The organism is Mobilibacterium timonense, from assembly GCF_900155555.1.
In the GTDB taxonomy this organism is placed as follows: Bacteria; Bacillota; Clostridia; order Peptostreptococcales; family Anaerovoracaceae; genus Allobaileyella; species Allobaileyella timonense.
Window position 1 is genome coordinate 1 of sequence record NZ_FUHN01000004.1, and the last position, 23030, is coordinate 23030.

Annotated in this window: 19 protein-coding genes, 6 tRNA genes and 1 rRNA gene; 9 read left to right on the forward strand and 17 right to left on the reverse strand. The window is 51.1% G+C overall.

The features are described from left to right. Positions 1-40: 40 nt before the first annotated feature. The 10 genes from BQ7382_RS00030 to murC form a co-directional block, all read right to left on the reverse strand. Positions 41-1557, reverse strand: a 16S ribosomal RNA gene (locus tag BQ7382_RS00030). A 432-nt stretch (positions 1558-1989) separates the two neighbouring features. Beyond that, positions 1990-2448 carry a LytTR family transcriptional regulator DNA-binding domain-containing protein gene (locus BQ7382_RS00035; RefSeq protein WP_077389504.1) on the reverse strand — a complete coding sequence of 153 codons (459 nt, stop codon included), beginning with the start codon at positions 2446-2448 and terminating at the stop codon, positions 1990-1992. A gap of 277 nt (positions 2449-2725) precedes the next feature. Beyond that, complete coding sequence (locus tag BQ7382_RS00040) at positions 2726-2968, reverse strand: RNA-binding S4 domain-containing protein (protein WP_077389864.1); 243 nt, start codon at positions 2966-2968, stop codon at positions 2726-2728. 122 nt (positions 2969-3090) lie between these two features. Then, positions 3091-3369: an HU family DNA-binding protein gene (locus tag BQ7382_RS00045; protein ID WP_077389506.1), complete on the reverse strand. Its 279-nt coding sequence runs from the start codon at positions 3367-3369 to the stop codon at positions 3091-3093. Positions 3370-3522: 153 nt separating this feature from the next. After that, positions 3523-4827, reverse strand: a complete 1305-nt coding sequence (locus tag BQ7382_RS00050; protein ID WP_077389508.1) for an amidohydrolase family protein — start codon at positions 4825-4827, stop codon at positions 3523-3525. A 91-nt stretch (positions 4828-4918) separates the two neighbouring features. Then, the gene (mfd, locus tag BQ7382_RS00055) at positions 4919-8278 is read right to left on the reverse strand and encodes a transcription-repair coupling factor (RefSeq protein ID WP_077389510.1); all 3360 of its coding nucleotides are present in this window, start codon (positions 8276-8278) and stop codon (positions 4919-4921) included. A 1-nt stretch (position 8279) separates the two neighbouring features. Further along, positions 8280-8858 (reverse strand): aminoacyl-tRNA hydrolase, encoded by a 579-nt coding sequence (pth, locus tag BQ7382_RS00060; RefSeq protein ID WP_077389513.1) that lies wholly within the window; start codon positions 8856-8858, stop codon positions 8280-8282. A gap of 97 nt (positions 8859-8955) precedes the next feature. Then, the gene (locus tag BQ7382_RS00065; RefSeq protein ID WP_077389515.1) at positions 8956-9909 is read right to left on the reverse strand and encodes a ribose-phosphate diphosphokinase; all 954 of its coding nucleotides are present in this window, start codon (positions 9907-9909) and stop codon (positions 8956-8958) included. Between the two features lie 81 nt (positions 9910-9990). Further along, complete coding sequence (locus BQ7382_RS00070; protein ID WP_235847896.1) at positions 9991-10734, reverse strand: DapH/DapD/GlmU-related protein; 744 nt, start codon at positions 10732-10734, stop codon at positions 9991-9993. A gap of 61 nt (positions 10735-10795) precedes the next feature. Next, on the reverse strand, positions 10796-12178 hold the full coding sequence (gene murC, locus BQ7382_RS00075; protein ID WP_330618700.1) for a UDP-N-acetylmuramate--L-alanine ligase: 1383 nt from the start codon (positions 12176-12178) through the stop codon (positions 10796-10798). 140 nt (positions 12179-12318) lie between these two features. On the opposite strand from murC, the gene purR reads away from it, so the two are divergent. The 3 genes from purR to BQ7382_RS00090 all read left to right on the forward strand — a co-directional run bounded on the left by purR (position 12319) and on the right by BQ7382_RS00090 (position 14674). After that, positions 12319-13152, forward strand: a complete 834-nt coding sequence (gene purR, locus BQ7382_RS00080; protein ID WP_077389537.1) for a pur operon repressor — start codon at positions 12319-12321, stop codon at positions 13150-13152. Between the two features lie 284 nt (positions 13153-13436). Continuing rightward, positions 13437-13745 carry a septation regulator SpoVG gene (spoVG, locus tag BQ7382_RS00085; protein ID WP_077389540.1) on the forward strand — a complete coding sequence of 103 codons (309 nt, stop codon included), beginning with the start codon at positions 13437-13439 and terminating at the stop codon, positions 13743-13745. 95 nt (positions 13746-13840) lie between these two features. After that, positions 13841-14674, forward strand: coding sequence for a PHP-associated domain-containing protein (locus BQ7382_RS00090; protein WP_077389543.1), 834 nt, complete (start codon positions 13841-13843; stop codon positions 14672-14674). An 86-nt stretch (positions 14675-14760) separates the two neighbouring features. Here BQ7382_RS00090 and BQ7382_RS00095 read toward each other — a convergent pair whose 3' ends face one another. The 5 genes from BQ7382_RS00095 to lgt form a co-directional block, all read right to left on the reverse strand. Next, positions 14761-15627 carry a formate/nitrite transporter family protein gene (locus tag BQ7382_RS00095; protein WP_077389547.1) on the reverse strand — a complete coding sequence of 289 codons (867 nt, stop codon included), beginning with the start codon at positions 15625-15627 and terminating at the stop codon, positions 14761-14763. Positions 15628-15845: 218 nt separating this feature from the next. After that, complete coding sequence (locus tag BQ7382_RS00100) at positions 15846-16538, reverse strand: FAD-dependent oxidoreductase (protein ID WP_077389549.1); 693 nt, start codon at positions 16536-16538, stop codon at positions 15846-15848. A gap of 100 nt (positions 16539-16638) precedes the next feature. Further along, entirely contained in the window at positions 16639-17655 is a 1017-nt protein-coding gene (locus tag BQ7382_RS00105) for a peptidylprolyl isomerase (RefSeq protein WP_077389552.1), read from the reverse strand. Between the two features lie 406 nt (positions 17656-18061). Further along, positions 18062-19153, reverse strand: a complete 1092-nt coding sequence (ychF, locus tag BQ7382_RS00110) for a redox-regulated ATPase YchF (RefSeq protein WP_077389555.1) — start codon at positions 19151-19153, stop codon at positions 18062-18064. A 21-nt stretch (positions 19154-19174) separates the two neighbouring features. Next, complete coding sequence (gene lgt, locus BQ7382_RS00115; protein WP_077389558.1) at positions 19175-20476, reverse strand: prolipoprotein diacylglyceryl transferase; 1302 nt, start codon at positions 20474-20476, stop codon at positions 19175-19177. Positions 20477-20728: 252 nt separating this feature from the next. Between lgt and BQ7382_RS00120 the strand changes: the two genes are divergently transcribed. The 6 genes from BQ7382_RS00120 (at position 20729) to BQ7382_RS00145 (ending at position 21235) form a co-directional block, all read left to right on the forward strand. Further along, a tRNA-Met gene (locus tag BQ7382_RS00120) sits at positions 20729-20805 on the forward strand. A 4-nt stretch (positions 20806-20809) separates the two neighbouring features. Continuing rightward, positions 20810-20885, forward strand: a tRNA-Val gene (locus BQ7382_RS00125). 6 nt (positions 20886-20891) lie between these two features. Further along, positions 20892-20968: transfer RNA gene (locus tag BQ7382_RS00130), tRNA-Asp, on the forward strand. Positions 20969-20974: 6 nt separating this feature from the next. Beyond that, positions 20975-21050 (forward strand) — tRNA-His (locus tag BQ7382_RS00135). A gap of 34 nt (positions 21051-21084) precedes the next feature. Next, positions 21085-21159: transfer RNA gene (locus BQ7382_RS00140), tRNA-Gln, on the forward strand. A gap of 2 nt (positions 21160-21161) precedes the next feature. Then, positions 21162-21235 (forward strand) — tRNA-Cys (locus tag BQ7382_RS00145). Positions 21236-21689: 454 nt separating this feature from the next. On the opposite strand, the gene BQ7382_RS00150 is transcribed toward BQ7382_RS00145, so the two are convergent. Together BQ7382_RS00150 and BQ7382_RS00155 are read right to left on the reverse strand one after the other, a co-directional pair. Next, the gene (locus tag BQ7382_RS00150; protein ID WP_077389561.1) at positions 21690-22079 is read right to left on the reverse strand and encodes a hypothetical protein; all 390 of its coding nucleotides are present in this window, start codon (positions 22077-22079) and stop codon (positions 21690-21692) included. A gap of 6 nt (positions 22080-22085) precedes the next feature. Further along, entirely contained in the window at positions 22086-23012 is a 927-nt protein-coding gene (locus BQ7382_RS00155; RefSeq protein ID WP_077389564.1) for a hypothetical protein, read from the reverse strand. Positions 23013-23030: the final 18 nt, after the last annotated feature.

Genomic DNA, 23030 nt, shown 5'->3' on the forward strand with positions numbered 1-23030 from the left:
CCCATAAACTAATAGTACAAAGACTTTCCAGTCTCCTTAGAAAGGAGGTGATCCAGCCGCTCGTTCTCGAACGGCTACCTTGTTACGACTTCACCCCAGTCATTGGTTTTGCCTTAGGTAAACTATTTATCGTCCAACTTTGGGCACCCCCAACTTCCATGGTGTGACGGGCGGTGTGTACAAGACCCGGGAACGCATTCACCGCGGCATGCTGATCCGCGATTACTAGCAACTCCATCTTCGTGCAGGCGGGTTTCAGCCTGCAGTCCGAACTGGGACCGGTTTTAGTGATTTGCTCCGCCTCGCGGTTTTGCTTCTCTCTGTACCGGCCATTGTAGCACGTGTGTAGCCCAGAACATAAGGGGCATGATGATTTGACGTCATCCCCATCTTCCTCCGAGTTGACCTCGGCAGTCTCGCCAGAGTCCTCAACTTAATGTTAGTAACTGACAACAAGGGTTGCGCTCGTTGCGGGACTTAACCCAACATCTCACGACACGAGCTGACGACAACCATGCACCACCTGTCTCTGCTGTCCGTAGAAGGGCCCGGTTAAGGACCTGTCAGCAGGATGTCAAGTCCTGGTAAGGTTTTTCGCGTTGCTTCGAATTAAACCACATGCTCCGCTGCTTGTGCGGGTCCCCGTCAATTCCTTTGAGTTTTACACTTGCGTGCGTACTCCCCAGGCGGAGCACTTATTGCGTTAACTGCGTCACTGAATCCATTCGGACCCAACAACTAGTGCTCATCGTTTACGGCGTGGACTACCAGGGTATCTAATCCTGTTTGCTCCCCACGCTTTCGTGCCTCAGTGTCAGTTGCAGTCCAGAAAGCCGCCTTCGCCGCTGGTGTTCCTCCTAATATCTACGCATTTCACCGCTACACTAGGAATTCCGCTTTCCCCTCCTGCACTCAAGTCTTCCAGTTCGCAAGGCGAACAGCAGTTAAGCCGCTGCCTTAGACCTCACGCTTAGAAAACCACCTACGCACTCTTTACGCCCAATAATTCCGGATAACGCTTGCCCCCTACGTATTACCGCGGCTGCTGGCACGTAGTTAGCCGGGGCTTTCTCCTTGGGTACCGTCACTTCCTTCGTCCCCAAGAACAGAAGTTTACAGCCCGAAAGCCTTCTTCCTTCACGCGGCGTTGCTGCATCAGGGTTTCCCCCATTGTGCAAGATTCCCTACTGCTGCCTTCCGTAGAAGTTTGGACCGTGTCTCAGTTCCAATGTGGCCGATCACCCTCTCAGGTCGGCTACTGATCGTCACCTTGGTGAGCCGTTACCTCACCAACTAGTTAATCAGACGCAGGCCCATCTCACACCGATAAATCTTTGGCCGATACAACATGTGTTGTTCCGGCGTCATGAGGTATTATTCATCGTTTCCAATGGCTATCCCTCTGTGTGAGGCAGGTTGCCTACGCGTTACTCACCCGTCCGCCGCTGTCCATGAACAAAATCTACCGAAGTTTCATTCATCCATTTCTCGCTCGACTTGCATGTATTAGGCACGCCGCCAGCGTTCATCCTGAGCCAGGATCAAACTCTTTTTATGTTGTATTCATCGGGACTCTATCCCGTTTGAATCGATCCTGATTTCAGATCTGACGCTTTGCGCTCGATCTCGTTTCGAAATCATTGTTTTAAGAATCGTACGTGAACCACTTGACTTACCATCTCATGATTGCTATGTACATTTGTCTTTGGAATCGTATTGCTACAAGTTCCTTTGACTGGTATTCTTTGTACTATTTAGTTTTCAAGGTGCTGCGCCGCTTTCGTGCGACAGCTTGTTCATTATACGGCTTTATTTGCTTTCAGTCAAGCTCTTTTTTTGATTTTTGCAAATCTTTTTTCGAGCTTAACCTTGCAGCCGTGGCCGTATAAATTTGCCGTCTTAAAAACGGCCTAACTAATATAGCACAATTTTTGTTCTGCGTAAAGCCCTCTTTTGTATACATTTACACATATACTTCCCGAATCGCCGTCAGCAGTACATGCCATCTTCTTTTCCATATCCTATTCCAGGGAACTCCGCAACTATGTCGTTTTCCATTCCCATAAACGGTGAATACGGAGGAAAAGTCCTCAGATATTTCTTATAAGCCTGTCTTAGCCTGATGAAGTTGTTTCTTCCTATGGTCAAGGCAACACCTGAAGTGAACACCACTTCTCCATCCTCGATCTTTTCAACTGCATCTAAACTGATGTACATACTCTCCATCACCTTGTACATTCCGTTATGTTCAAGGATCTTTCTTATATCGGCAAGCCTTGCATAGCACGAATACTCGCAACCGTCATTGAGAAGGATCGTAAGCTGTCTTCCGTCCTGTTCCGCCATGGCTATCTCACCGATATGTATCCTTGAACAGAAATTGTTTGTGACGATGGATATGTATTCTGTTCTCCCCGGAGAACTTCTATCATGTTCATTTATATACATATTCTATTCCCCCCATGTTCTTACAGAGTTGCTCCCACCTGTCAGGCATCATGATGCGTTTCATGAACAGATGTTAACTGAAAACAGGGCTTTTGTGTCCGTAAACTTTTCGTGTTTTGTCGTGGTAAATCGAAGGGAATTGGGTATTTTGTGGATAAACATGTGGAAATCCCCAGTTTATCGGGTCTTGTATGCCTTACTGCCTGGGATCGGCAGATTGCGGGTTTTCTTTCCACTATACGAAGCGGCATATCTGATGCAGGCCTCAAGGAGACACTTACTGGATCACCGTGTACATCTTTTCTGCGTCTTCTTTGCGCGGCGACTCTATGAGTTCTTCCACCCTCACCTTCATGGTGCTGTTTCCGAATGTTATCACTATCTCATCGCCTGTTCTGAGCTCTACACCCGGCTTGGCGACTTTGCCGTTGACCTGGATACGTCCTGCCTCGCATGCCTCCTTCGCAACAGTCCTTCTCTTTATTATTCTGGAATTTTTCAGATACTTGTCTAACCTCATTATTCCTCGCTTTCTTACCATCATCCGCTTAACACACGATCTGCGCAGGTCATCCAGTTCCCTGCACGAAAAAAGGCCGACGACCATTCGGCCGCCTGCCCTGCTTAACAAGCTGTAATGATCTACTTGTTTACGGCATCCTTCAGAGACTTACCAGCCTTGAAAACAGGTGCCTTAGACGCTGGAATATCGATCACTGTATCAGGCTTCTGAGGGTTTCTGCCCTTTCTGGCCTTTCTGGATCTGGTCTCAAATGTTCCGAATCCGATAAGTCTTACGCTGTCTCCTGCAACCAGTGACTCTTCTATTGTTCCCAGGACTGCATCCAGTGCTGCCTCTGCATCCTTTTTCTTGAATCCGGTCTTATCTGCAACCTTGCTTACCAACTCAGCCTTGTTCATAACTATCCTCCTTAATGGGTTTCAACTTTCATTATTATACGAACGCCCCTTGAGGGTGTCAACAGCAAACATCAATTTTTCTCTTATTTTTCAACGATTTCGGCCGTTTTGAGCCTCCGTCCAGTCGGAAATATTATCGAATATCCGGTCCTGTTATACCCTTGCTCTGACCCTTTCACGTGATTCTTTTGCCATATGCATGGCCTTCTCCACATCGATGGTGTCATATTTTCCATCCTGATACAGCACTCTGCCGTCAACCATGGTCAGAACCACGTCTTTGCCATCGGCCGAGAACACCAGAGCCGTTGGAACATCTTCTATCGGCTGCATGTTAGGGACATCCAGATCCACAACTATCAGATCCGCATGCCACCCTTCCTTGATGAGTCCGCAGTGTTCCCTTCCCTGGGCGACAGCCCCCGCTCTCGTCGCACTGTAGAGCACCTTTTTCGGGTCCATTGCCGACGCATTGCCGCTCTTTACTTTTCCCAGGAGAGCAAAAGTCTTCATCTCCTCGAAAAAGTTCAGGCTGTTGTTGCTGGAAGGCCCGTCGGTGCCTATCGCAACGTTCACGCCGGCGTCGTAAAGCGCAGGCACGTTGCAGATCCCACTTGCCAGCTTGAGGTTGCTGACGGGATTGCTGGCCACTGTCACATTTCTATCTCTTAAGATCTTTCTGTCATCGTCCGTGAGCCACACGCAGTGGGCGGCTGTGGTGTTCTGATCGAAGATGCCCATGGCGTCCAGGTACTCAACAGGCGTCATGCCGTCATGGCGCTCCTTGCATCCCTCCGTTTCAGAAAGCGTTTCGGCTACGTGGACATGCATGTTCACGTCGTATTTTCTCGCGGCTTCCGCCACAAGCCTGGCAGTGGCGTCATCATTCGAGTATTCTGCATGGATCGAGGCATCCGCCTTGATCCTCCCCTCGCCGAACCCGTCGTACATCCTGATAACGTCGATCATATCTTTGTAAAAGCCAAGCTGCTCAGGATCCTCGTGAGCGAAGTTGGTGACGGATCTGCACACGTTGGCCTTAGTGCGGCTGTCCATGTATGCCCTCACCATGTAGTCCACCCACATGTACATATCGGTGGTTGAAACGATGCCGAACCTCAGGGATTCTGCCATGCTCAGGAGAGTGCCCCAGTACACAGCCTCTCCGTCGAGCTGCGCTTCAAACGGGAATATCCTCTCGTTTAGCCAGCGTCCCAGCTCCAGTCCCTCTCCATAGCCCCTGACGAGGGACATTGGAGAATGTCCGTGGGCATTGTAAAATCCCGGCATCAGCAGCTTGCCCTTGCCGTTGTATACAGGCCCGAGATTGCCCTCGTAGCTTTTTCCCTCTGGCCTCTTGTCTCCTATGTATACTATCCTGTCACCAAAGGTGAGGACGAATTTGTCCGGCCGATAATCGAAATTTTCGTCGAGAATTCCTATATGTTCGAAGAGCATTCTTTCCTCCTGACCATGTTCATATCATTTAGCAGCAACGGCATTATCTCAGTGGCATTATAAACCTCAAGGAACGCATCCACAATGTATGTCACGCGCCCACCGCCTTTGATTCTTCTATCTTCTCGTCAAGGGTCTCCATAAGCTTCAGAACCTCATCTGCAGCCGTCTGATCCGGTTCGGCGAAGTAATCCAGTTCCGGATTTTCACCGCTCCTTATGGCAAGCCTCTCTCCGAACTCCTGTTTCGCCATGACCAGTACATAGGCGTTCATGTTGTTTTCACCGCCGAATGTGATGTGGACCTTCCTGCCTGATACGTTGATCTCTTCCACACCTATCTTCTCTGCGGCGCTCCTGATCTCGGCCACCTTGATAAGGTTCATCACAGGATCAGGAATGTCGCCAAACCTGTCGATGAGTTCGTTTATCACGTCTTCTCCGTCTTCCCTCGTCCAGATCTGGGCGATCTTCTTGTACGCCTGGAGTTTCAGTGTCTCATCGGAGATATAGGAATCCGGTATCCTGGCCGGAACGTCCAGGTTTATGGAGATATCCGCTCTCGTCTCCGTTACGGTCTCTCCCTTGAGCCTTCTCACAGCCCGGTCTATCTCCTTGCAGTAGAGCTCGTACCCTATTCCTGCAATGTGACCGTGCTGGGCCTCTCCGAGCACATTCCCGGCACCGCGGAGTTCCAGGTCCCTCATGGAGATCTTGAAACCGGCACCGAACTCCGTGAACTCACGAATCGTGCTAAGCCTTTTTTCCGCGATCTCCGTCAGCTGTCTCTGCGGGTCGTACATCAGGTACGCATAGGCCAGCCTGCTGGACCTGCCCACCCGACCTCTGAGCTGATAGAGCTGGGACAGCCCGAATTTATCCGCATTGAGTATGATTATGGTGTTGGCGTTAGGTATGTCGATCCCGTTCTCGATGATGGTAGTGGCAACAAGGACGTTGCTGTTCCCCTGAGTGAAATCGATCATTATATTTTCGAGCGTCTTTTCGCCCATCTGGCCATGTCCCACGGCCACCTTCGCCTCAGGCACCAGTTCCTGTATGTTCTCCGCTATATCCCGGATGCCGCGCACCCTGTTGGAGATTACGTACGCCTGACCGCCGCGGGCCAGTTCTCTCTTTATCACACCGGATATAAGCTCCTCGTCATATGGTGTCACGAAGGTCTGTACCGGCAGTCTGTCTCCTGGCGGTTCCTCGATTATGCTTATGTCCTTGATGCCTGTGAGAGACATGTTCAGTGTCCGCGGTATTGGCGTAGCAGAGAGCGTCAGTACATCCACGCTCTTCCGCAGCATCTTGATCTTCTCCTTGTGCTTCACCCCGAAGCGCTGTTCTTCATCTATGACGAGGAGTCCCAGGTCCTTGAATTTCACGTCGCTTGAAAGGAGCCTGTGAGTGCCCACCACAAAGTCTATCGTGCCTCTCTTCAGACCTTCGACGATCTTCTTCTGCTGCTCCTCGTCCCTGAAACGGGAAAGCATCTCGATGTTGAACGGGAAATTCCTGAATCGCTCCTTCATGTTGTGGTAGTGCTGATCCACCAGCAGTGTGGTCGGCGCCAGCAGCACCGCCTGTTTCCCGTCAGCAAGGCACTTGAAAATAGCTCTCGCCGCCACCTCCGTCTTGCCGTAGCCAACGTCGCCGCACAGCAGCCGGTCCATCGGAAGAGGCTTTTCCATGTCCTCCTTGATCTCGTGGATCGCCTGGAGCTGATCGTCGGTCTCCTCGTACGGGAATTCGTCCTCGAACTCCGCCTGCCACACCGTGTCCTTGGAGAACGGGTACCCTCCCGCCTCCTGTCTCTGGGCGTAGAGCTTCACCAGGTCTTCGGCAATGGCCTCGATCGCTCTCCTGGCCTTCTGCCGGGCATTTCTCCAGTCTCCCCCGGACAGCCTGGAAAGCTTCGGTGCCTCGCCCTCGTTTCCGATGTACTTCTGGACTATGTCCATCTGCTCCGTAGGGATGTACAGGACGTCGCTCCCAGCGTAGTGTATCTTGAGGTAGTCGCTGGCGTCTCCGCCTTTGTCCAGAGTGACGATACCTTCGAATCGCCCGATGCCGTGGGACTCGTGTACAACGTAGTCTCCCTTATGTAGATCGGAAAAATCTATGGAATTTCTGTTTTTCTTCTTTTTCCTCTTCCTGTGCTTCCTGACATCAGGGAAAATATCCGTCTCTGTTATTATGCTGAGCTTCTCATCCTGAATGATCATGCCAGAGCTGAGATCGCCCACATCGTACTGTATCTTCCCGTAGATCCCGGAATCGTTGAGATATTCCCGTATTCTCTGTGACCGGTCGCTGTTTTCCGTAACGATCCTTATCTGGTAACCGTGGTCGAGCCAGTGCCTCACATCGCTGACGAAAAGCCCGAGCTGCCCGTTGTATGATGCCGCCTGCCGTCCCTGAGGCGCAACGACCTCGTCCATGGATGTGCTTTTTCCCTGGTCCATTGGAAAAGGTGAAAAAACCGCAAGGTCATCCTTGTCGTAGATCCTGCGGAACGCGTCCTTATCCTGGTATTCAGGTATCGTCTGCGCCACGCGCTCCGGGTCGGCCACCATGAGTATGCCGTCATCCAGGTAGTCCCAGAGGTAGTTGTCTCCCTCATGGAAATAATCCATGTAATCGCCGAATACTCTCGGGCTCGTTCCGGACTCGAAGATCTCCTGGATCCTCCCCTTTATGCCCTCGAGCCGCTCTATCCTGCCGTCCTTGACGTCTTCCTCGGCGTGCTGCTCCCGACACTCCAGGATGCGCCTGTCGTATTCGTCCCTGATGGCGGACCATGCCTCGATCCTTTCATCTTCTGATGGAACTATCTCTGCAGCAGGACATATGCGGATGGAGTTGAGGTTCTCCACAGATCTCTGCGTTTCAGGGTCAAAGGTCCTCAGCGAGTCGATCTCGTCATCGAAGAACTCTATCCTCACCGGATACTGATCTCCCGGCGGGAATACGTCGATGAGTCCGCCCCTGATGCTGAACTCTCCAGGATTCTCGGTGACCGGAGCGGGAGAATATCCTGCGAGCACGAGATCTTCCCTGAGGGCTTCAGGCTCCAATATCTGCCCCGTTTCAAGAAACTGGACAGATGCGAGAAAACGCTCCTTTCGCTCGAGTTTCCGCATGGCCGCCGACACCGGCGCCACCACAACGGCGGGCTCCGGACCCGTCAATGCGTCCAGCGCCTTCATTCTCCTGGTCAGGGTGTCCATATCCCTGACTTCGTATACTATCCTTATGTCATCCTCTTCCGGCATGGTGCAGATTTTTCTGCCGTCCTTCAGGAAATACGCCAGATCCGATGCTACTATCTGTGCAACTTTTTCCGTGGAAACGATGATCACAGCCTTGGAGTATTCCTCCGCCAGCCTTGATCCGTAATAGGCTATCCTGCTTCCGGTCGTGCCGCTGAATTCGATCCTCATATTACTCCGCCGAAGCCTTTTCTTTTCTGGTGTTATTGCGGTTCATGGCGAGATCTATACCAAGGGTGATATAGTCCTCCACTGCGGCCGCACCCAGCTTCGCGGCCTCCTGCAGCAATTCCTGTTCTTCCTTAGGGACCTTTCCTATGACGAAATCCACCATGTCCTTGTCGGGGCTCCCGATCCCGATCCGAAGCCTCGGGAAATCCCTGTAGCCCAGCTCCTGAACGACCGATCTCATGCCGTTATGAGTACCCGGACCTCCGGATTTTCTGAGTCTTATGCTTCCAAGCGGAATATCCAGGTCGTCGTAGACCACCATCAGATGATCGTGGTCCTCCTTGTAAAAATGCATGACCTGCTGCAGGGACTGGCCGCTGAGGTTCATGAATGTCTGGGGCTTGACCAGAAGGACTTTCTCGCCTCCAGCCATGCCCTTTCCCGTAAGGGCCTTGAATTCGTTTTTGCTCACGTCGATCCCAAGCCTGTCCGCCAGGACATCGATGACACGGAACCCCATGTTGTGCCGCGTTTTTTCATATTTGATGCCGGGATTTCCCAATCCCGCGATGATATACATATTTGCTTACCTCATAACCTGCAAAAGGCAACGGACCATTTTCTGACCCGCTGCCTCCAATGTTTTCTTCTGGTGTTTTGTTGCCGTATCCCCGTGACTATTTGTCGAAGAGGTCGCTGATGGAGCCGTGAGTGTATACCCTCGTGAGCACCTCTGCGAAGATAGGAGCCACTGACAGGAACTTCATCTTGTCCAGTTTCTTCTCCTCAGGAATAGGAAGGGTGTTCAGGAGTACCATCTCCTTGATGGCGCTGTCCCGGATCCTTTCGATCGCCGGTCCTGAGAGGACCGCGTGGGTGGCACATGCGTAGACCTCCTTTGCGCCCATCTCCTTGATGGCGTTGGCGGCATTTGTGATGGTGCCCGCAGTATCGATCATGTCGTCCAGGATGATACAGTTCTTTCCGTCTATATCCCCGATGATGTTCATGATCTCGCTCTTGTTAGGCTCAGGCCTCCTCTTGTCCACGATGGCGATAGGACAGTTCAGCCTGTTTGCCATATTTCTTGCTCTTGTTACGCTTCCGTGATCCGGGGAGACCACTACCACGTCCTCAAGGTTCTTTTCCTTGAAGTAATCGCTGAGGATAGGCATTCCCAGGAGATGGTCCACCGGTATATCGAAGTATCCCTGGATCTGATTCGCGTGGAGATCCATGGTGATGACCCTCTGAACTCCCGCTGCCGTGAGCATGTTTGCCACAAGCTTGGACGTGATCGGATCTCTCGCCTTTGCCTTCCTGTCCTGACGGGCATATCCGTAATACGGAATGACGGCGTTAACGCTTCCCGCAGAAGCACGCTTCATGGCGTCGGCCATGATGAGGAGCTCCATGAGATTGTCATTTACCGGCTCTCCGGTTGGCTGAATGATGAAACAGTCTCTTCCTCTGACTGATTCCCAGATGCTCACCGAGATCTCGCCGTCGCTGAACTTGCTGACTGTCGCCTTGCCCAGCTCCACTCCCATGATGTCCGCGATCTCCTTTGCCAGCTCCGGATGGGCGTTCCCGGCAAAAAGCTTCATGTTTGCAAATACGTCCTTATCCATATAAATGACTCCCCCTGTTTTTCTCCTGAGTTCATTTCAAACGATCTATGTACAACCCGTCTCCGGTGTTCTACCAAAATCTTAATCCTTTTTAAGATCCTTCTTGAGGATCTTTCTCTTCTTTACCCATCCCTCTTTTACGGTCTGTCTGGAACGGCCGATACACAGCGAATCATCATCTACATCCTCTGTGACCGTAGTGCCCGCGGCGACGTACACTCCTTTTCCAAGGTGAACAGGTGCGATGAGGTTTGAGTTGCACCCCACGAAGGAATCGTCTCCCACCGTGCTCCTGTACTTCCTGGATCCGTCGTAGTTCACGAACACCACGCCGCATCCGAGGTTGACGTTGCTCCCGACGTCGGCGTCTCCGATATACGTGAGATGGGATGACTTGCTTCCGTCTCCCATCGTGGAGTTCTTGACCTCCACAAAGTCTCCCACCTTGCAGCCGTCGCCTATGGTGCTGCCCGGTCTGATATAGGCGAAAGGTCCTACATGTGTGTTCTCTCCCACCTTGCTGTCGTATATATAAGAAGCCTCCACATCAGTACCCTTACCGATCTCAGAATTCCTGATCACGGAAGACTGCCCGATGTGCGCACCACTGCGGATGACGGTGTCCCCCTGCAGAGTAACATTCGGCCCGATCAGGGCTCCGGCCTCGATCACCACCGTGTCATCGATATATGCGGAATAGATGTCCACGAATTCCACTCCGTCGTCTTCAAGCCTCTTTCTGTTGCTCTCCAGCCTGGCCTTCTCTCTGTTTCTGTATTCCTCGATGTCCATTTTCTCTCCAATTCCGGTTTTTCCGGTCTTCATCCAGTCTTTCTCCGTTCTTTCCGGGAAAAAGCTTTTTCGTCGGGCGCTGCTTCTGCGGCTATCAGGACTGCTTTCCGAGCATCATCCTGCCGACCTTGTACACGTCGCCGGCACCCATGGTTATCACTATATCATCCTTTTTCGCATGTCTCTCGAGATACTTTGCGATATCCTCAAAATCCTGGATGTAGTGGACATCGCGCTCTGGATGTTTCTCCTTCATGGCCTGTACCAGCTTGTATGAAGACACACCGTACACGTCCTTCTCTCTTGCAGCGTAGATATCCGTCACGATCAGCGTATCCACATCCTTAAACGCGTCCACAAACTCATCGAACAGCGCCTTTGTCCTGGTGTAGGTATGAGGCTGGAAAACGCACCAGAGCTTGTCGTGCTTTACGTTCCTCGCAGCCTTCAATGTGGCCATTATCTCAGTCGGATGGTGAGCATAATCGTCGATCATCTGCACCCCGTCGCCGGTGACACCCACAAAATCGAATCTTCTGTGAGGCCCGTGGAAACTTACGAGGGTCTCGCAGATGACTTCATCTGAAACGCCGAGATAGTGACATGCGGCGTAAGCGGCCATGGAATTCAGTACGTTATGCTCTCCCGGTACTCCAAGGTGGATGTGGCAGAGCGTCTTTCCCTTGCTGCAGATATCATACTGAGGGAACCCGAAGGTATCAAAGGAGATGTTCTCCGCATAGTAGTCATTTCCCTCTGAGTATCCATAGGTTATCTTGTTCTTCACGCCTTTGAGGACTTCCTTTACAAAAGGATTCTCTCCGTAGGCGACAACCATGCCATCCTCAGGGATCTGAGTCACGAACTGTCTGAATGATGCCTTTATGTGGTCAATATCCTTGAAGTAGTCAAGGTGATCTGAGTCGATGTTCAGCAGTACGCCAAGCGACGGTCTGAGATTGAGGAAGCTGTCCATGTATTCACATGCCTCGGTAACGAAGTACTCGTGCTTTCCTATCTCCACGTTCCCTTTTATCTCCGGAACGTTACCTCCCACCAGGATGGTAGGCTCATACTTTGCATTCCTGAGGATAAGGGAGATCATGGAAGTCGTGGTGGTCTTGCCGTGAGTGCCGCAGATCGCAACGCTGTGCCTGTACTTCTCCATTATCGCCCCAAGCATCTGGGCTCTGGTGACCTCAGGGATCCCCAGCTCCTTGGCCCTCACGATCTCCGGATTGTCGTCGGCCACCGCTACTGAATACACGATGATATCGGCGCCTTCAACGTTCTCAGCCTTATGTTCGTAAGAGATCCTGATGCCCAGGCTTTCCAGGTGCTCAGTGACCTCTGACCGCTTCATGTCGGAACCGGTAACAGTACATCCGACATTATTCAAAATCTCGGCAACAGCGGAAAGCCCTATACCGCCGATACCGATGCAGTGGATATTCTTATATTTCGAGATATCAATCAATATCTGCACCTCCAATTTGAAATCATACTGGCTCATTATATTCCATTTCACAAACCTTGACAAGAAGAGTGGATTTTGCACGGGCCGATTGACTTTCATGCCTTTTACTATAATATAATGGAAAAAATGGAGGATAAAACATGAAGAAGAACAAAAGAGTTGCTGCTCTCCTCACCGAGCTTTCCATGAACCCGAATAAAATATATCCATCCAAGTACTTCTGCAGCAAATTCGACATTGCCAAGTCCAGCCTCAGCGAGGATATCCGCGTTGCAGACGAGATAGCCAGGGAGATGGGGCGCGGACACATAGAGACTATCCCAGGAGTCGGCGGAGGCATCAAGCTCCGTCCGGGAATATCACTGGAAGACGCAGAGGCCCTTCAGAACGACCTCTGCAGCAAGCTTTCCGATCCCACAAGGATCCTGGGAGGAGGTTTTCTGTACACTTCAGACATCATGTTCGACAGTCACACCGTAAGGGACATGGCCTTGATATTCGCACATCACTTCAGGGATGTGCAGGCCGATTACATAGCCACGGTGGAGACCAAGGGGATACCGCTCGCCGAGATGACATCTCTCATGCTGAACATCCCCATGGTGGTAGTCCGCAGAGAGCCAAAATACAGCGAGGGCTCCACGGTGAGCATCAACTATTTTTCCGGCTCCTACGAGAGGATCCAGAAGATGTCCATATCCAAGAGGGCTGTGAAAAACGGTTCATCGGCCATAATAATAGACGACTTCATGAGAGGTGGCGGCAGTCTGAAAGGTCTCACCGAAATACTCTCCGAGTTCAATATCGATGTAAAAGGCGCCGGAGTAGCAATGGCTTCGCGGGAACCTGAGAAGAAAAAGATAAGCAGCTATTTCCCGATAATCTACCTTGAAGACATAGATGAGGAAGAGCGGGTGATCAAGGCAAGTCCGAACCCTCTGAAAAACTGGTATGACGAGGAAGATCCGCAGTAGCCGGTCCCTGTCAGCAACTGCATAACATGAGTTACTTAAAAGTGCGCTGCCTGTAAAGCATAAGTCCGGCTTTACAGGCAGTGCACTTTTTTTCATGAAACGCGAAAAGAGTTATTATTTTATTCGTGTTGATTTGTAATTGAAATCGTACTATTCTTAAGTTAATAAAATCGTTCAATCAACACAATTGCATTCCTAATTCTAAAAGTATTATGAATACAATGTGGAACGCATAAAAAGAATGCATTGAAGTATTATAATGTTCGTGAAAGGCGGTTGACAAAATGGAAATCACAGATGTCAGAGTCCGTAAGATCTGCGACGATGACAAAATGAAAGCCATCGTTTCGATCACCATCGACGGAGAGTTTGCAGTACATGACATTAAATTGATCGACGGTTCAAATGGTCTTTTTGTAGCCATGCCGAGCAAGAAGCTTGGCAAAGGAGAGTTCAGAGACATCGCTCACCCACTGTCATCCAGCACCAGAGAGGTGATCAAGGATGCGATATTCCAGGAGTATGAGCGAGTTCTGGCCCTGATGGCAGAAGACCCTGAAAAGGATCTGGCGTCTATCTACAGCATGGACTGATACAAAACAGAATATTCCCGTGAAGCAATAAATAGAGTTGGTTTGAAACGATAAACCGCATGCAGAAACGAACGACAGCAAAGGAGACGGCAGCTTTGAGATTTGATATGCATTGTCATACGAAATATGGATCTATTGACGCTAAGGTAGCTATCACAGAGTATGTGAAGATCCTTAAGGACAAGGGCTACGACGGGATGCTGGTCACAGACCACGACTCCTATGATGGATATAATGTTTGGAAGAAAACACCTCTCAGCAGAGAGACGGAATTTGTGGTGCTCAAGGGGATCGAATACGACACCCGGGATGCCGGACACTTTATAGTGATCATGCCTGACGGGATCGAGCTCAAGGCTCTGACCCTGCGGGGCATGTCCGTAAGGTCTCTGGTGGATCTGGTACACGAGTACGGCGGTATACTGGGGCCCGCGCACCCTTTCGGGACGCGGAGCTCAAGTGCCATGCTTTTTCATGCCATGAAAAAGAACCGGAACCTGATCAACGAGTTTGATTTCATCGAGGCATTCAACGCCTGCGAGGCTGTAGAGGCCAACAGGCTCTCAAATTCCATGGCTTACGAATACGTTAAACCTATGTTCGGTGGTTCGGATTCACACGACCACAAGTACGTGGGGATGGGGTACACAGACATCGACGCTGATATCAGGTCGAACAATGATCTGATAAAGGCGGTGAAAGACGGTACTCCTGTTTCCTGCGGCGGAAAAGAGAGAGGCTGGACCTTCAAGTCGATGAATGCCCATGCCTTTTATTCAGTGTACGGATTCATCCTGTACAACAAGGGCATCGGCGCCCTGATATCCCCTTATCGTTCCTACAAACTGAAACAGGCCGGAGAGATCGACGACAGACGCCTGAAGATCCGCGGCAGTCACGGCAGGAACACGCACAAAGCGCAAAGGTGATAATGTCACTTATTCAAAAAGATCCCGGAACAGCATCTGCTGCCGGGACCTTTTTTCTTTGACCTCTATTGATACCGTTACGGGTTCTATTGCATTCCGGAAAGCTCTCCCGTACCATGATGCCCGCGACGCTTAGCCTCATTGCCTGGAACAGCTTCACGGAAATGAGAACACGGCCTGATGTAACAGAACCAGTAGCCGAGTCCGACTATCAGAGAGCCGCCTATGATGTTGCCCAGGGTTACCGGGATAAGGTTGTTTACGAACATGCTGCCCCAGGTCAGTCCGTCCGCTTCTATTCCGTACACAGACGACGTCATGATCCCAGAGGATATGAAATACATGTTTGCCACGCTGTGCTCGAATCCGCAAAGCACGAAGGCGGCTACCGGAAGCATGAGTCCCAGTATCTTCCCCGCCAGCTCTTTAGCTGCAAACGAGATCCACACCGCCACGCACACAAGCACGTTGCACAGTATCCCCCTGATGAGAGCATCCCCGAAGGAGAGGCTCACTTTTCCTGCAGCCGTAGTCACCACAGATGCGGCGAGCTGCTGATCGAAGAGGCTGTACACGTGGCCGTAAGTACACGCGGCAGCGACCAGCACGCCTCCCGCCAGGTTGCCGATGTACACGAACAGCCAGTTCTTCAACATTCCTGACATCGTCCCCTCGCCCTCGAGGACAGGTATCACCAGAAGGCAGTTGCCCGTAAAGAGCTCGCTTCCGGCAACGAGGACCATCATGAGTCCTATGGGAAAAACGAACGCCCCCGCCGCCTTGGCGACGGACTGCAGCGGTATGCTCACGGCGATGGCCTGGCTGCAGACGGCGCCGAAGGCTATGTACGCGCCTGCGAAAATTCCCAGAACGAACATCTTCGACACGGGAAGTTCCATCTTACCTTTTCCCACCTTAACGTAAAGCTTTCCGATCTCCGACGGTGAATTCATGTTTTTTCCTCCTGCTCCACTGCATGGATCCTGAGTTCCGTGCCTTTCAATGGAGATTATAAATAAGGAAAACGCCTGAGATCACCGACGTTTGGCGTTAAAAAATAAACGCTTGACCGATTTAATAAAAATTTTTTGATTTGTTGTTTTTGTCGACAATTTCTAGCCGCCGATGACACGCAGACCTATGATCCCCACTGCTATGCAAGCGATGCACATCAGTATCCGAAGAACTCATCCTTCACTATGTTTGCATCCTCGATCCCGAGCTCCTGGAGCTGCTTCGTAAACGCGGCATTCATACCCGGCGAACCTGCGATCAGGTACTCTGCCTCGTTCCCGTTCGCCTTCGCGTACTCGGCCACTTTTCCGGTGAAAACATCGACCTCTGTGACGAACTCCACCGAGTAGTCTGCCAGCTGCTTGTCGGCCTCGCGGAAGAAATCGCCAAACGGATGATCGCCGCCCGCCTCCGAGAACAGCATGTGGATCTTGTGTCCGTCCCTGTGGGCATCGAGCTCGTGGCGCATGATGGACCTTACAGGCGTGATGCCGATGCCTCCAACGATGATGAGAGACTTGTCCTTTTCCGGGCTGAATCCGAAGGTTCCGAGAGGCGCCGCCACCTGTATGGCATCACCCGGCTCGATCTTGTTAAGCAGGATCTCCTTGAAGCTTGTGTGAAGCTCGCCTATCTTGGTGGCGAACATCAGGAATCCATCTTCGGGAGCCGAAGCTATGGTAAACACGCGGGTATCCTTGTCTCCCTCGTCCACCTGGTAACCGGGGATCCTCCAGAGCACGTGCTGGCCGGCTTTCCATGTGTACCCTTCCGGGACCGTCATCTTGAAGCTGTACGAGTCGTGAGCGATCTGCTTTTTCTCCAGCAGAACTGTATCCTTGAATTCCATGATCCACTTCCTTTCTGTCGATTATGTCGATCCTATTGATTGACACCGATGTATGTTAATAATATTGTACCATTTTCGTAGGATTTAGAAAGGGGTAAAGTCAAAAAATTTCAAATTCTATCCCGCGTATTTTTACGGGGTCGCCAAGGGGATAGTCATCGCCGTCCACCGGCTGCGACGCGATCCTTTCCACCACGTCCATTCCCTGGAAGACCTGCCCGAATACCGTGTACCTCCCGTCCAGCTCCGGCAGTCCGCCCGCCTCCCGGTACGTTTCTTCCACGTTCACCGGCAGGGACGCCTTGGGGAATACGCCCTCATCCGCTTCCGGGCACTCAACGATGAAGAACTGGTTCCCGTTGGTGTGCGGCCCGGTGTTCCCGAGCGCCACAGCGCCGTTGAAGCAATAAAGCCCCTTTTCCACCTCGTCCCGGAAGTATCCGCCGAAGCTCGATATGTCTTCGTCGCCGGAGCCGTCAAGGGCGCCGCCCTGTATCACGAAGCCTCGTATCACCCTGGAAAAAGGCATACCGTCGTAGAAGCCCTCTGCGGCCAGCACCTTCCAGTTCACCACGGCGAGAGGTGCCTTTTCCGGGAAAAGCCTCATACGTATCTCCCCTGCGTCCGTGGTCACGACACAGATCTCTTCTCCCGGAGATGGTGCATCCAGCTGATGTATCACGACAGGGCTCACATCAACTCCGTTGTCGTTCCACAGGATGCGGCAGAACTTCCACTTCATTCCGGAGGAGTCCCCACACCTCGACGACTGGAGGATCACCGTGTGCTCCGTGACCTTTTCCTTTTCCTCGTCCTCGACCCGGAAACGCAGCTCCAGAACGCCTCTCAGGTCGTTGTATTCGTCCGTGTCCCCGACGCGGCTCAGGACGTGGAACTTTAAGAACACGATCGAAACGTCCCGGCCGGATAGCCTGCTGAAATAATTTCTCAGCCCGTCCCTGTCATTCTCCGGGATACCCTCTGCAATAAAACCGGAAACATTTTCCCCGGCCGTCAGTACCTCCGCCAGCTCCTGGCAACGAAGGCGGATGTCATCCTCGTCCCAGTGTCTGGGAAAGAATTGATAAGTCACATGATCAGAATGATCGAAAGCCATGGCCGTTCCTTTCTACTGACATTCTGCACAGCAAGGATCATCTGTCCCTTGCCTTATTGCCTCCATTTTCCATGTTTTCGATAGAAAATCAAATAGGCAGCCCGGATGGCCAGTCGATTGAAACCATCTGGATCTGAATGCATTTTGTTATCTCATTAAATATAAAAACACGATACACAGAATAAAAAAGGGCTCACGATTGTGAGTCCTCTTTCTGTGAAATTCTTTTTGAAATAACAATCAGTTGTGGTGAAATCATGGTGCGATCATGGTGCAATCTTTTCAGAAAAGCGCCGTAAATCGCCGTAAATATTCGAAATGCTCCGATTTTGCAAAGCCCATTAAAGCTCAATACTTTCAACGGATATATTGATATCACTAAGCTCTGGGCAATATCCCGAACGCGTTACACATTGAAGAGGAAGTGAATGACATCACCATCCTTCACTGTGTAGTCCTTTCCCTCTGAGCGGATCAGGCCCTTTTCTCTGGCCTTCGCCAGCGACCCGTCCACGGAGATCAGGTCATCGTAGGAGATGGTCTCGGCCCTGATGAATCCCCTTTCAAAGTCCGTGTGTATCTTACCAGCGGCCTGAGGGGCCTTCGTTCCTTCCTTGATAGTCCACGCTCTGACCTCAGGCTCACCAGCGGTGATAAAGGAGATCAGATCGAGCAATCTATAAGAAGCCTTGATCAGCTTATCCAGGCCTGATTCTTCTATGCCCATGTCCTCCAGGAAAGACTGGCGGTCCTCGTCGTCCAGCTCGGCCATCTCGGCTTCGATCTCGGCACAGATCTGCACACACTCCGCTCCTTCGGCCTTCGCATATTCCTTTACAGCATTGACGTACTTGTTGTCGTCGCTCTGGATATCGTCCTCGGAGATGTTCGCAGCATAGATGATTGGCTTCGATGTCAGGAAATCGTACCCTTTCATGAACTCCTGCTGCTCCTCGTCAAGGTCCAGCGTGCGCAGAGGCTTGCCGTCTTCCAGCCAGGCCTTCGCGGACTCGAGAGTCTTCAGGTTAACGCCCTGCTTTTTGTCGGCCTTCATGCTCTTGGTGACCTTTCCAATCGCCCTTTCGATGACCTCCAGGTCTGCAAAGATCAGCTCCATGTTGATGGTCTCGATGTCATCGATCGGGTCGATGTGGCCGTTCACGTGGACGATGTTCTCGTCTTCGAAGCAGCGCACCACGTGGATTATGGCAGAAGTCTCACGAATGTGCCCCAGGAACTTGTTTCCCAGGCCCTCACCCTTGGATGCGCCTTTCACCAGTCCGGCGATATCGCAGAATTCGATGGTGGTGTATATCGTCTTCTTCGAGTTATAGATATCGTGGAGCACCTGGAGCCGCTTGTCCGGCACGTTCACCACTCCGATGTTTGGCTCAATGGTGCAAAAAGGATAGTTCGCCGACTCGGCGCCAGCCTTCGTTATGGCGTTGAACAGTGTGCTTTTTCCCACGTTTGGAAGGCCGATTATTCCCAGTTTCATTTATCAAGATCTCCTTTGCAATTATTCTTCGTCTTCGTCGTCTTCCTGCTCCTCGCTGAACCTGTGGAGCCTGCTGGAACGCCCGCGGCCACCAATGCTCGGCATCTGAATGGAGTCGTTGGCGTAAAAGTCTGTATCGACGTTATAATCGTCGTCGCTCTTCTTTTCGTCTGATGCTTCAGCGGGATCCCTGCCGTCACCTTTTTCGGCGTCCTCTTCCTCGATCTCCTCCATTACCTCGGTCTCGAACTCAGGAGCGGTCTCTCCGAAGGCCTCGTCTATCTCACTGGCCGTCTCTGCAGCCTGGGAAAAGTATTCGTTCTCCAGCGTGGTGTCCGCGTACTCGCCCGGCATTTCGTCGGGAGCAGCTTTTTTCTCGATCTCCTTAGGCGCCCCATCCGGCTTTCCTGAAGATGACCCCTGTGTATCCAGAGCCGCCTGGATGTCAGACACCGCCGCAGTAGCAAGCGTATCTTCGGCCGCACTCACCGACAGATCCTTTACCTCCTTTTCCAGGTCTTCCAGATCCTCCTCAATGTCACCAGCGGCCTCCGCAGCCACGACCTGCGCACCGTCGAGATCTCTTTTTCTGGCCCTGGACCTGCACACTATGAACAGTATCAGCGAGAAGATGAAGATGCACACGCTGATGACCTGAGCCTGTCTGAACGGACCTATGTAGAGGCTGTCCGTGCGAAGCGCCTCCACGAAGAACCTCTCAAAAGAATAGAGCATTCCGTAAAGTGAGAAGATCTCTCCCTTGAAGGACCCGCGTCTGTCAACGATCAGAAGGAAAATGAACAGCAGCAGGCACCAGATCGATTCATAGAGGAAAGTCGGGTGTACCTTCTGACCAGAGACCACGATCGCCCACGGAAGGTTTGTCGGTGTGCCGTAAGCCTCGCTGTTGAAAAAGTTGCCCCATCTGCCTATGGACTGTGCAAGGGCCACCGCCGGTGCGAACAGGTCCAGGAGGGCAAGGAAATCCACCTTCCTGATCCTGGTCATGATGAATACACCCAGGATACCGAAGATGAGTCCGCCGTGGATGGCGAGCCCACCGGCTCTGATGTTGAAGATCTCCGGGAGATCGTTTTTGTACATATTCCAGCTGAACAGGACGTAATACGCTCTGGCACCGACTATCCCGAACGGGAGAAGCCATATCGCAGCGTCAAGCACGTTCTCAGGATCGATCTGATGCTTCGGCGCCCGTACGTAACTGATGATGATGGCGAGAACGACTCCCGTTGAGATCAGGATCCCATACCATCGGATGTCGAGACCTGCAATAGAAAAAGCTACAGGATCTGGTGCTGTCATATTGAAATTCCTCCCGGATGTGTTAGTATATTCAGGTAACATAAAAAATCGTGGAGCTCTGCCCACGACGTATAGTATAACACATAAGATGCCTTCAGGCCATGGGCCTGTTATCCGGCGCCATTCAAGTATTTCAAGGATGAGACGTCGTTTATGTTACGCGTCGGTAAAATAGAGAAAAAATAAGTGTTGACAAGCTAGCCGTGGGTTGGTAGAATAGTCCTCGCAGTCCTGATGACGGCAAAAACACGTGGCGGCTTAGCTTAGCTGGCTAGAGCGTTCGGTTCATACCCGAAAGGTCGGTGGTTCAAGTCCACCAGCCGCTACCAATATGGGCGCTTAGCTCAGCTGGGAGAGCATCTGCCTTACAAGCAGAGGGTCATAGGTTCGAGCCCTATAGCGCCCACCATTTTATGGCCGGGTAGTTCAGTTGGTTAGAATGCCAGCCTGTCACGCTGGAGGTCGACGGTTCGAGCCCGTTCCCGGTCGCCAATTGCGGTGGGTATCGTCAAGCGGTTAAGACCCAGGGTTGTGGTTCCTGTATGCGTGGGTTCGAATCCCACTACCCACCCCAATTAATTAAAGGGGTACAAATAAATATATGATGATGGGGTATAGCCAAGTGGTAAGGCAACGGATTCTGATTCCGTCATGCGCAGGTTCGAATCCTGCTACCCTAGCCAATGGCGACATAGCCAAGTGGTAAGGCAGAGGTCTGCAAAACCTTTATCCCCAGTTCAAATCTGGGTGTCGCCTCCATGATGAAAAGCAGCCGAATTTCTTGAGTCTCAAGGAGTTCGGTTCTTTTTTATTGGTAGCGTTAAGATGCAAGTGCGTGGTAGACTAAAAAACAGCGGTTATTCGAATTCAATTACCTATAAGTGTAGTAGATATATACCTTAAAAGTGAGCATTGGATAGAACAGTAGATCAATACACCATTGGAGCGTGGCATCTGTAAAGTGAAGCTTTTAAATTCATATAAAGATTAATATTTAACTTCATCTATTTATTGTTTTGTCCTCATCATGATGTTATATGTAATCATGTATTTTTATATTTTGTTGCAATTTACCCTTGCCTTGGCTATAATACTCATAGAGATTATCTCCCTGATAATCTCTATAATCTCTAGTCCCAATACCCTTTTTACGAAAAGAAGCTGCTCCCCTGCGGTTTCTTTTCTTTTTTGGTATTTTTTCAAGAGGGCGAAATCAATCGTCGAGATCCAGGTAATACTGCATCCTGTAATTACCGCGGGTCTCTCCTGCGTAGTTGTACATGTACTTCACACCGTTGACCGAGATGTTCTCGGTGTGTATGCCCATATTCCCGCAGTACTCCTCAAAGGAGATATCGTGGGTCATGTCGAATTTTTCCTTCTCTACAGAAATGTCGATAAGATGCATATCTGCCTCATGCCATCTGCAGACCTCTATCTCCGTTCCGTCTTCTGCGGTAAGGATGACCACCTGGTCCTCCACGAAATCATCCTCCGGATACGCCTTCGGATAACCATCGAGGACCCTGCTGCCGACGCATTTTTCAAGCATATCGTCGAACAGGGAGTCCACTTTTTTGTATATTCTCAGCTCCTTGCTCATCTCTCCCTACTCTCCTAACTCTTCAAGGCGTTTCCTTTCCCTCTCTTCTGTTTCCGGGGAATACCAATATTCCGCAGTTCTGGATGATATATCGGCGTTGATGCCAAGGTCCGACTCGCTCAGCGTCCTGAGATTCCGCGTCAGAGCCTTCCTCTCCAGCGTGACCTCGTATTCGTCTCCGAGGATGGCCGATATCTCCTGCTGCGTGAGATGGTGAGAATCGCTGGTCCGCTCCTGGAGTATCTTGAAAATGAAGGCGGGAGCCATGCTCTTCGAACCGTTGCGGCCATCCCGGCGGTAGAATTCGTCGATTTCTTCTTCCGACATGCTGTCGTAGTCTATCCGCCTGTTCAATATGAAATACTGTCGCTCCGGATGGTCGAACATCTCGCGGTCCTCCTGCGGATGTCTTATTTCACGAGAGCGCCTCGTATTCAGCCAGCTCCCGAAATATTTGTCTCCTAAATCACCCACTATGCTATTGACAATATTCAGGCCTTCACTCAAATATATCCAATCGGGGTCTTTAAACTTTTTTAGTTCAGAGATGAGCCATTTTCCTAATGAATCTACTAATTTGATAAAGTGCTTCAAATCCCACAGGTCGAAGCCGCCTTTTCTACCTTGCTTAAGTCCTTTATCTATCCCTCTGGCGGCAGCCCTGACAACATCCGGAGCGTTTACCGCATCTCCCTCATCAAAGAGATGTTTTATCCACGGCAGCGGCAGCTTGCCATCAGGAGATACAAAGTGTCTGCTGTGGAGATAGTTCGCGCTTTCCAGCATGTCTTCTACATGCTTCAAGAACGAATCGAGGCATGCCTGAAAATCTCCAGGGCCATTTATCATCCTGGCCAGCCTGTGCAGGTTGGACACCGACCTTCTCAAAGCGATTCTGGCATCGGCTTCTGATTTATATTTCGGCCTTCTCATTTCAGTCCTCCTGTTCTC

What these genes read in the sequence shown, in the direction of transcription:
- BQ7382_RS00035 (WP_077389504.1), bottom strand. Translation starts at nt 2,448, where the DNA reads ATGTATATAAATGAACATGATAGAAGTTCTCCGGGGAGAACAGAATAC.
- spoVG (WP_077389540.1), top strand. Translation starts at nt 13,437, where the DNA reads ATGGAAATCACAGATGTCAGAGTCCGTAAGATCTGCGACGATGACAAA.
- BQ7382_RS00100 (WP_077389549.1), bottom strand. Translation starts at nt 16,538, where the DNA reads ATGGAATTCAAGGATACAGTTCTGCTGGAGAAAAAGCAGATCGCTCAC.
- lgt (WP_077389558.1), bottom strand. Translation starts at nt 20,476, where the DNA reads ATGACAGCACCAGATCCTGTAGCTTTTTCTATTGCAGGTCTCGACATC.
- BQ7382_RS00050 (WP_077389508.1), bottom strand. Translation starts at nt 4,827, where the DNA reads ATGCTCTTCGAACATATAGGAATTCTCGACGAAAATTTCGATTATCGG.
- BQ7382_RS00045 (WP_077389506.1), bottom strand. Translation starts at nt 3,369, where the DNA reads ATGAACAAGGCTGAGTTGGTAAGCAAGGTTGCAGATAAGACCGGATTC.
- BQ7382_RS00095 (WP_077389547.1), bottom strand. Translation starts at nt 15,627, where the DNA reads ATGAATTCACCGTCGGAGATCGGAAAGCTTTACGTTAAGGTGGGAAAA.
- BQ7382_RS00105 (WP_077389552.1), bottom strand. Translation starts at nt 17,655, where the DNA reads ATGGCTTTCGATCATTCTGATCATGTGACTTATCAATTCTTTCCCAGA.
- BQ7382_RS00040 (WP_077389864.1), bottom strand. Translation starts at nt 2,968, where the DNA reads ATGAGGTTAGACAAGTATCTGAAAAATTCCAGAATAATAAAGAGAAGG.
- mfd (WP_077389510.1), bottom strand. Translation starts at nt 8,278, where the DNA reads ATGAGGATCGAATTCAGCGGCACGACCGGAAGCAGGATAGCCTATTAC.
- BQ7382_RS00065 (WP_077389515.1), bottom strand. Translation starts at nt 9,909, where the DNA reads ATGGATAAGGACGTATTTGCAAACATGAAGCTTTTTGCCGGGAACGCC.
- BQ7382_RS00070 (WP_235847896.1), bottom strand. Translation starts at nt 10,734, where the DNA reads ATGAAGACCGGAAAAACCGGAATTGGAGAGAAAATGGACATCGAGGAA.
- BQ7382_RS00150 (WP_077389561.1), bottom strand. Translation starts at nt 22,079, where the DNA reads ATGAGCAAGGAGCTGAGAATATACAAAAAAGTGGACTCCCTGTTCGAC.
- purR (WP_077389537.1), top strand. Translation starts at nt 12,319, where the DNA reads ATGAAGAAGAACAAAAGAGTTGCTGCTCTCCTCACCGAGCTTTCCATG.
- BQ7382_RS00155 (WP_077389564.1), bottom strand. Translation starts at nt 23,012, where the DNA reads ATGAGAAGGCCGAAATATAAATCAGAAGCCGATGCCAGAATCGCTTTG.
- pth (WP_077389513.1), bottom strand. Translation starts at nt 8,858, where the DNA reads ATGTATATCATCGCGGGATTGGGAAATCCCGGCATCAAATATGAAAAA.
- ychF (WP_077389555.1), bottom strand. Translation starts at nt 19,153, where the DNA reads ATGAAACTGGGAATAATCGGCCTTCCAAACGTGGGAAAAAGCACACTG.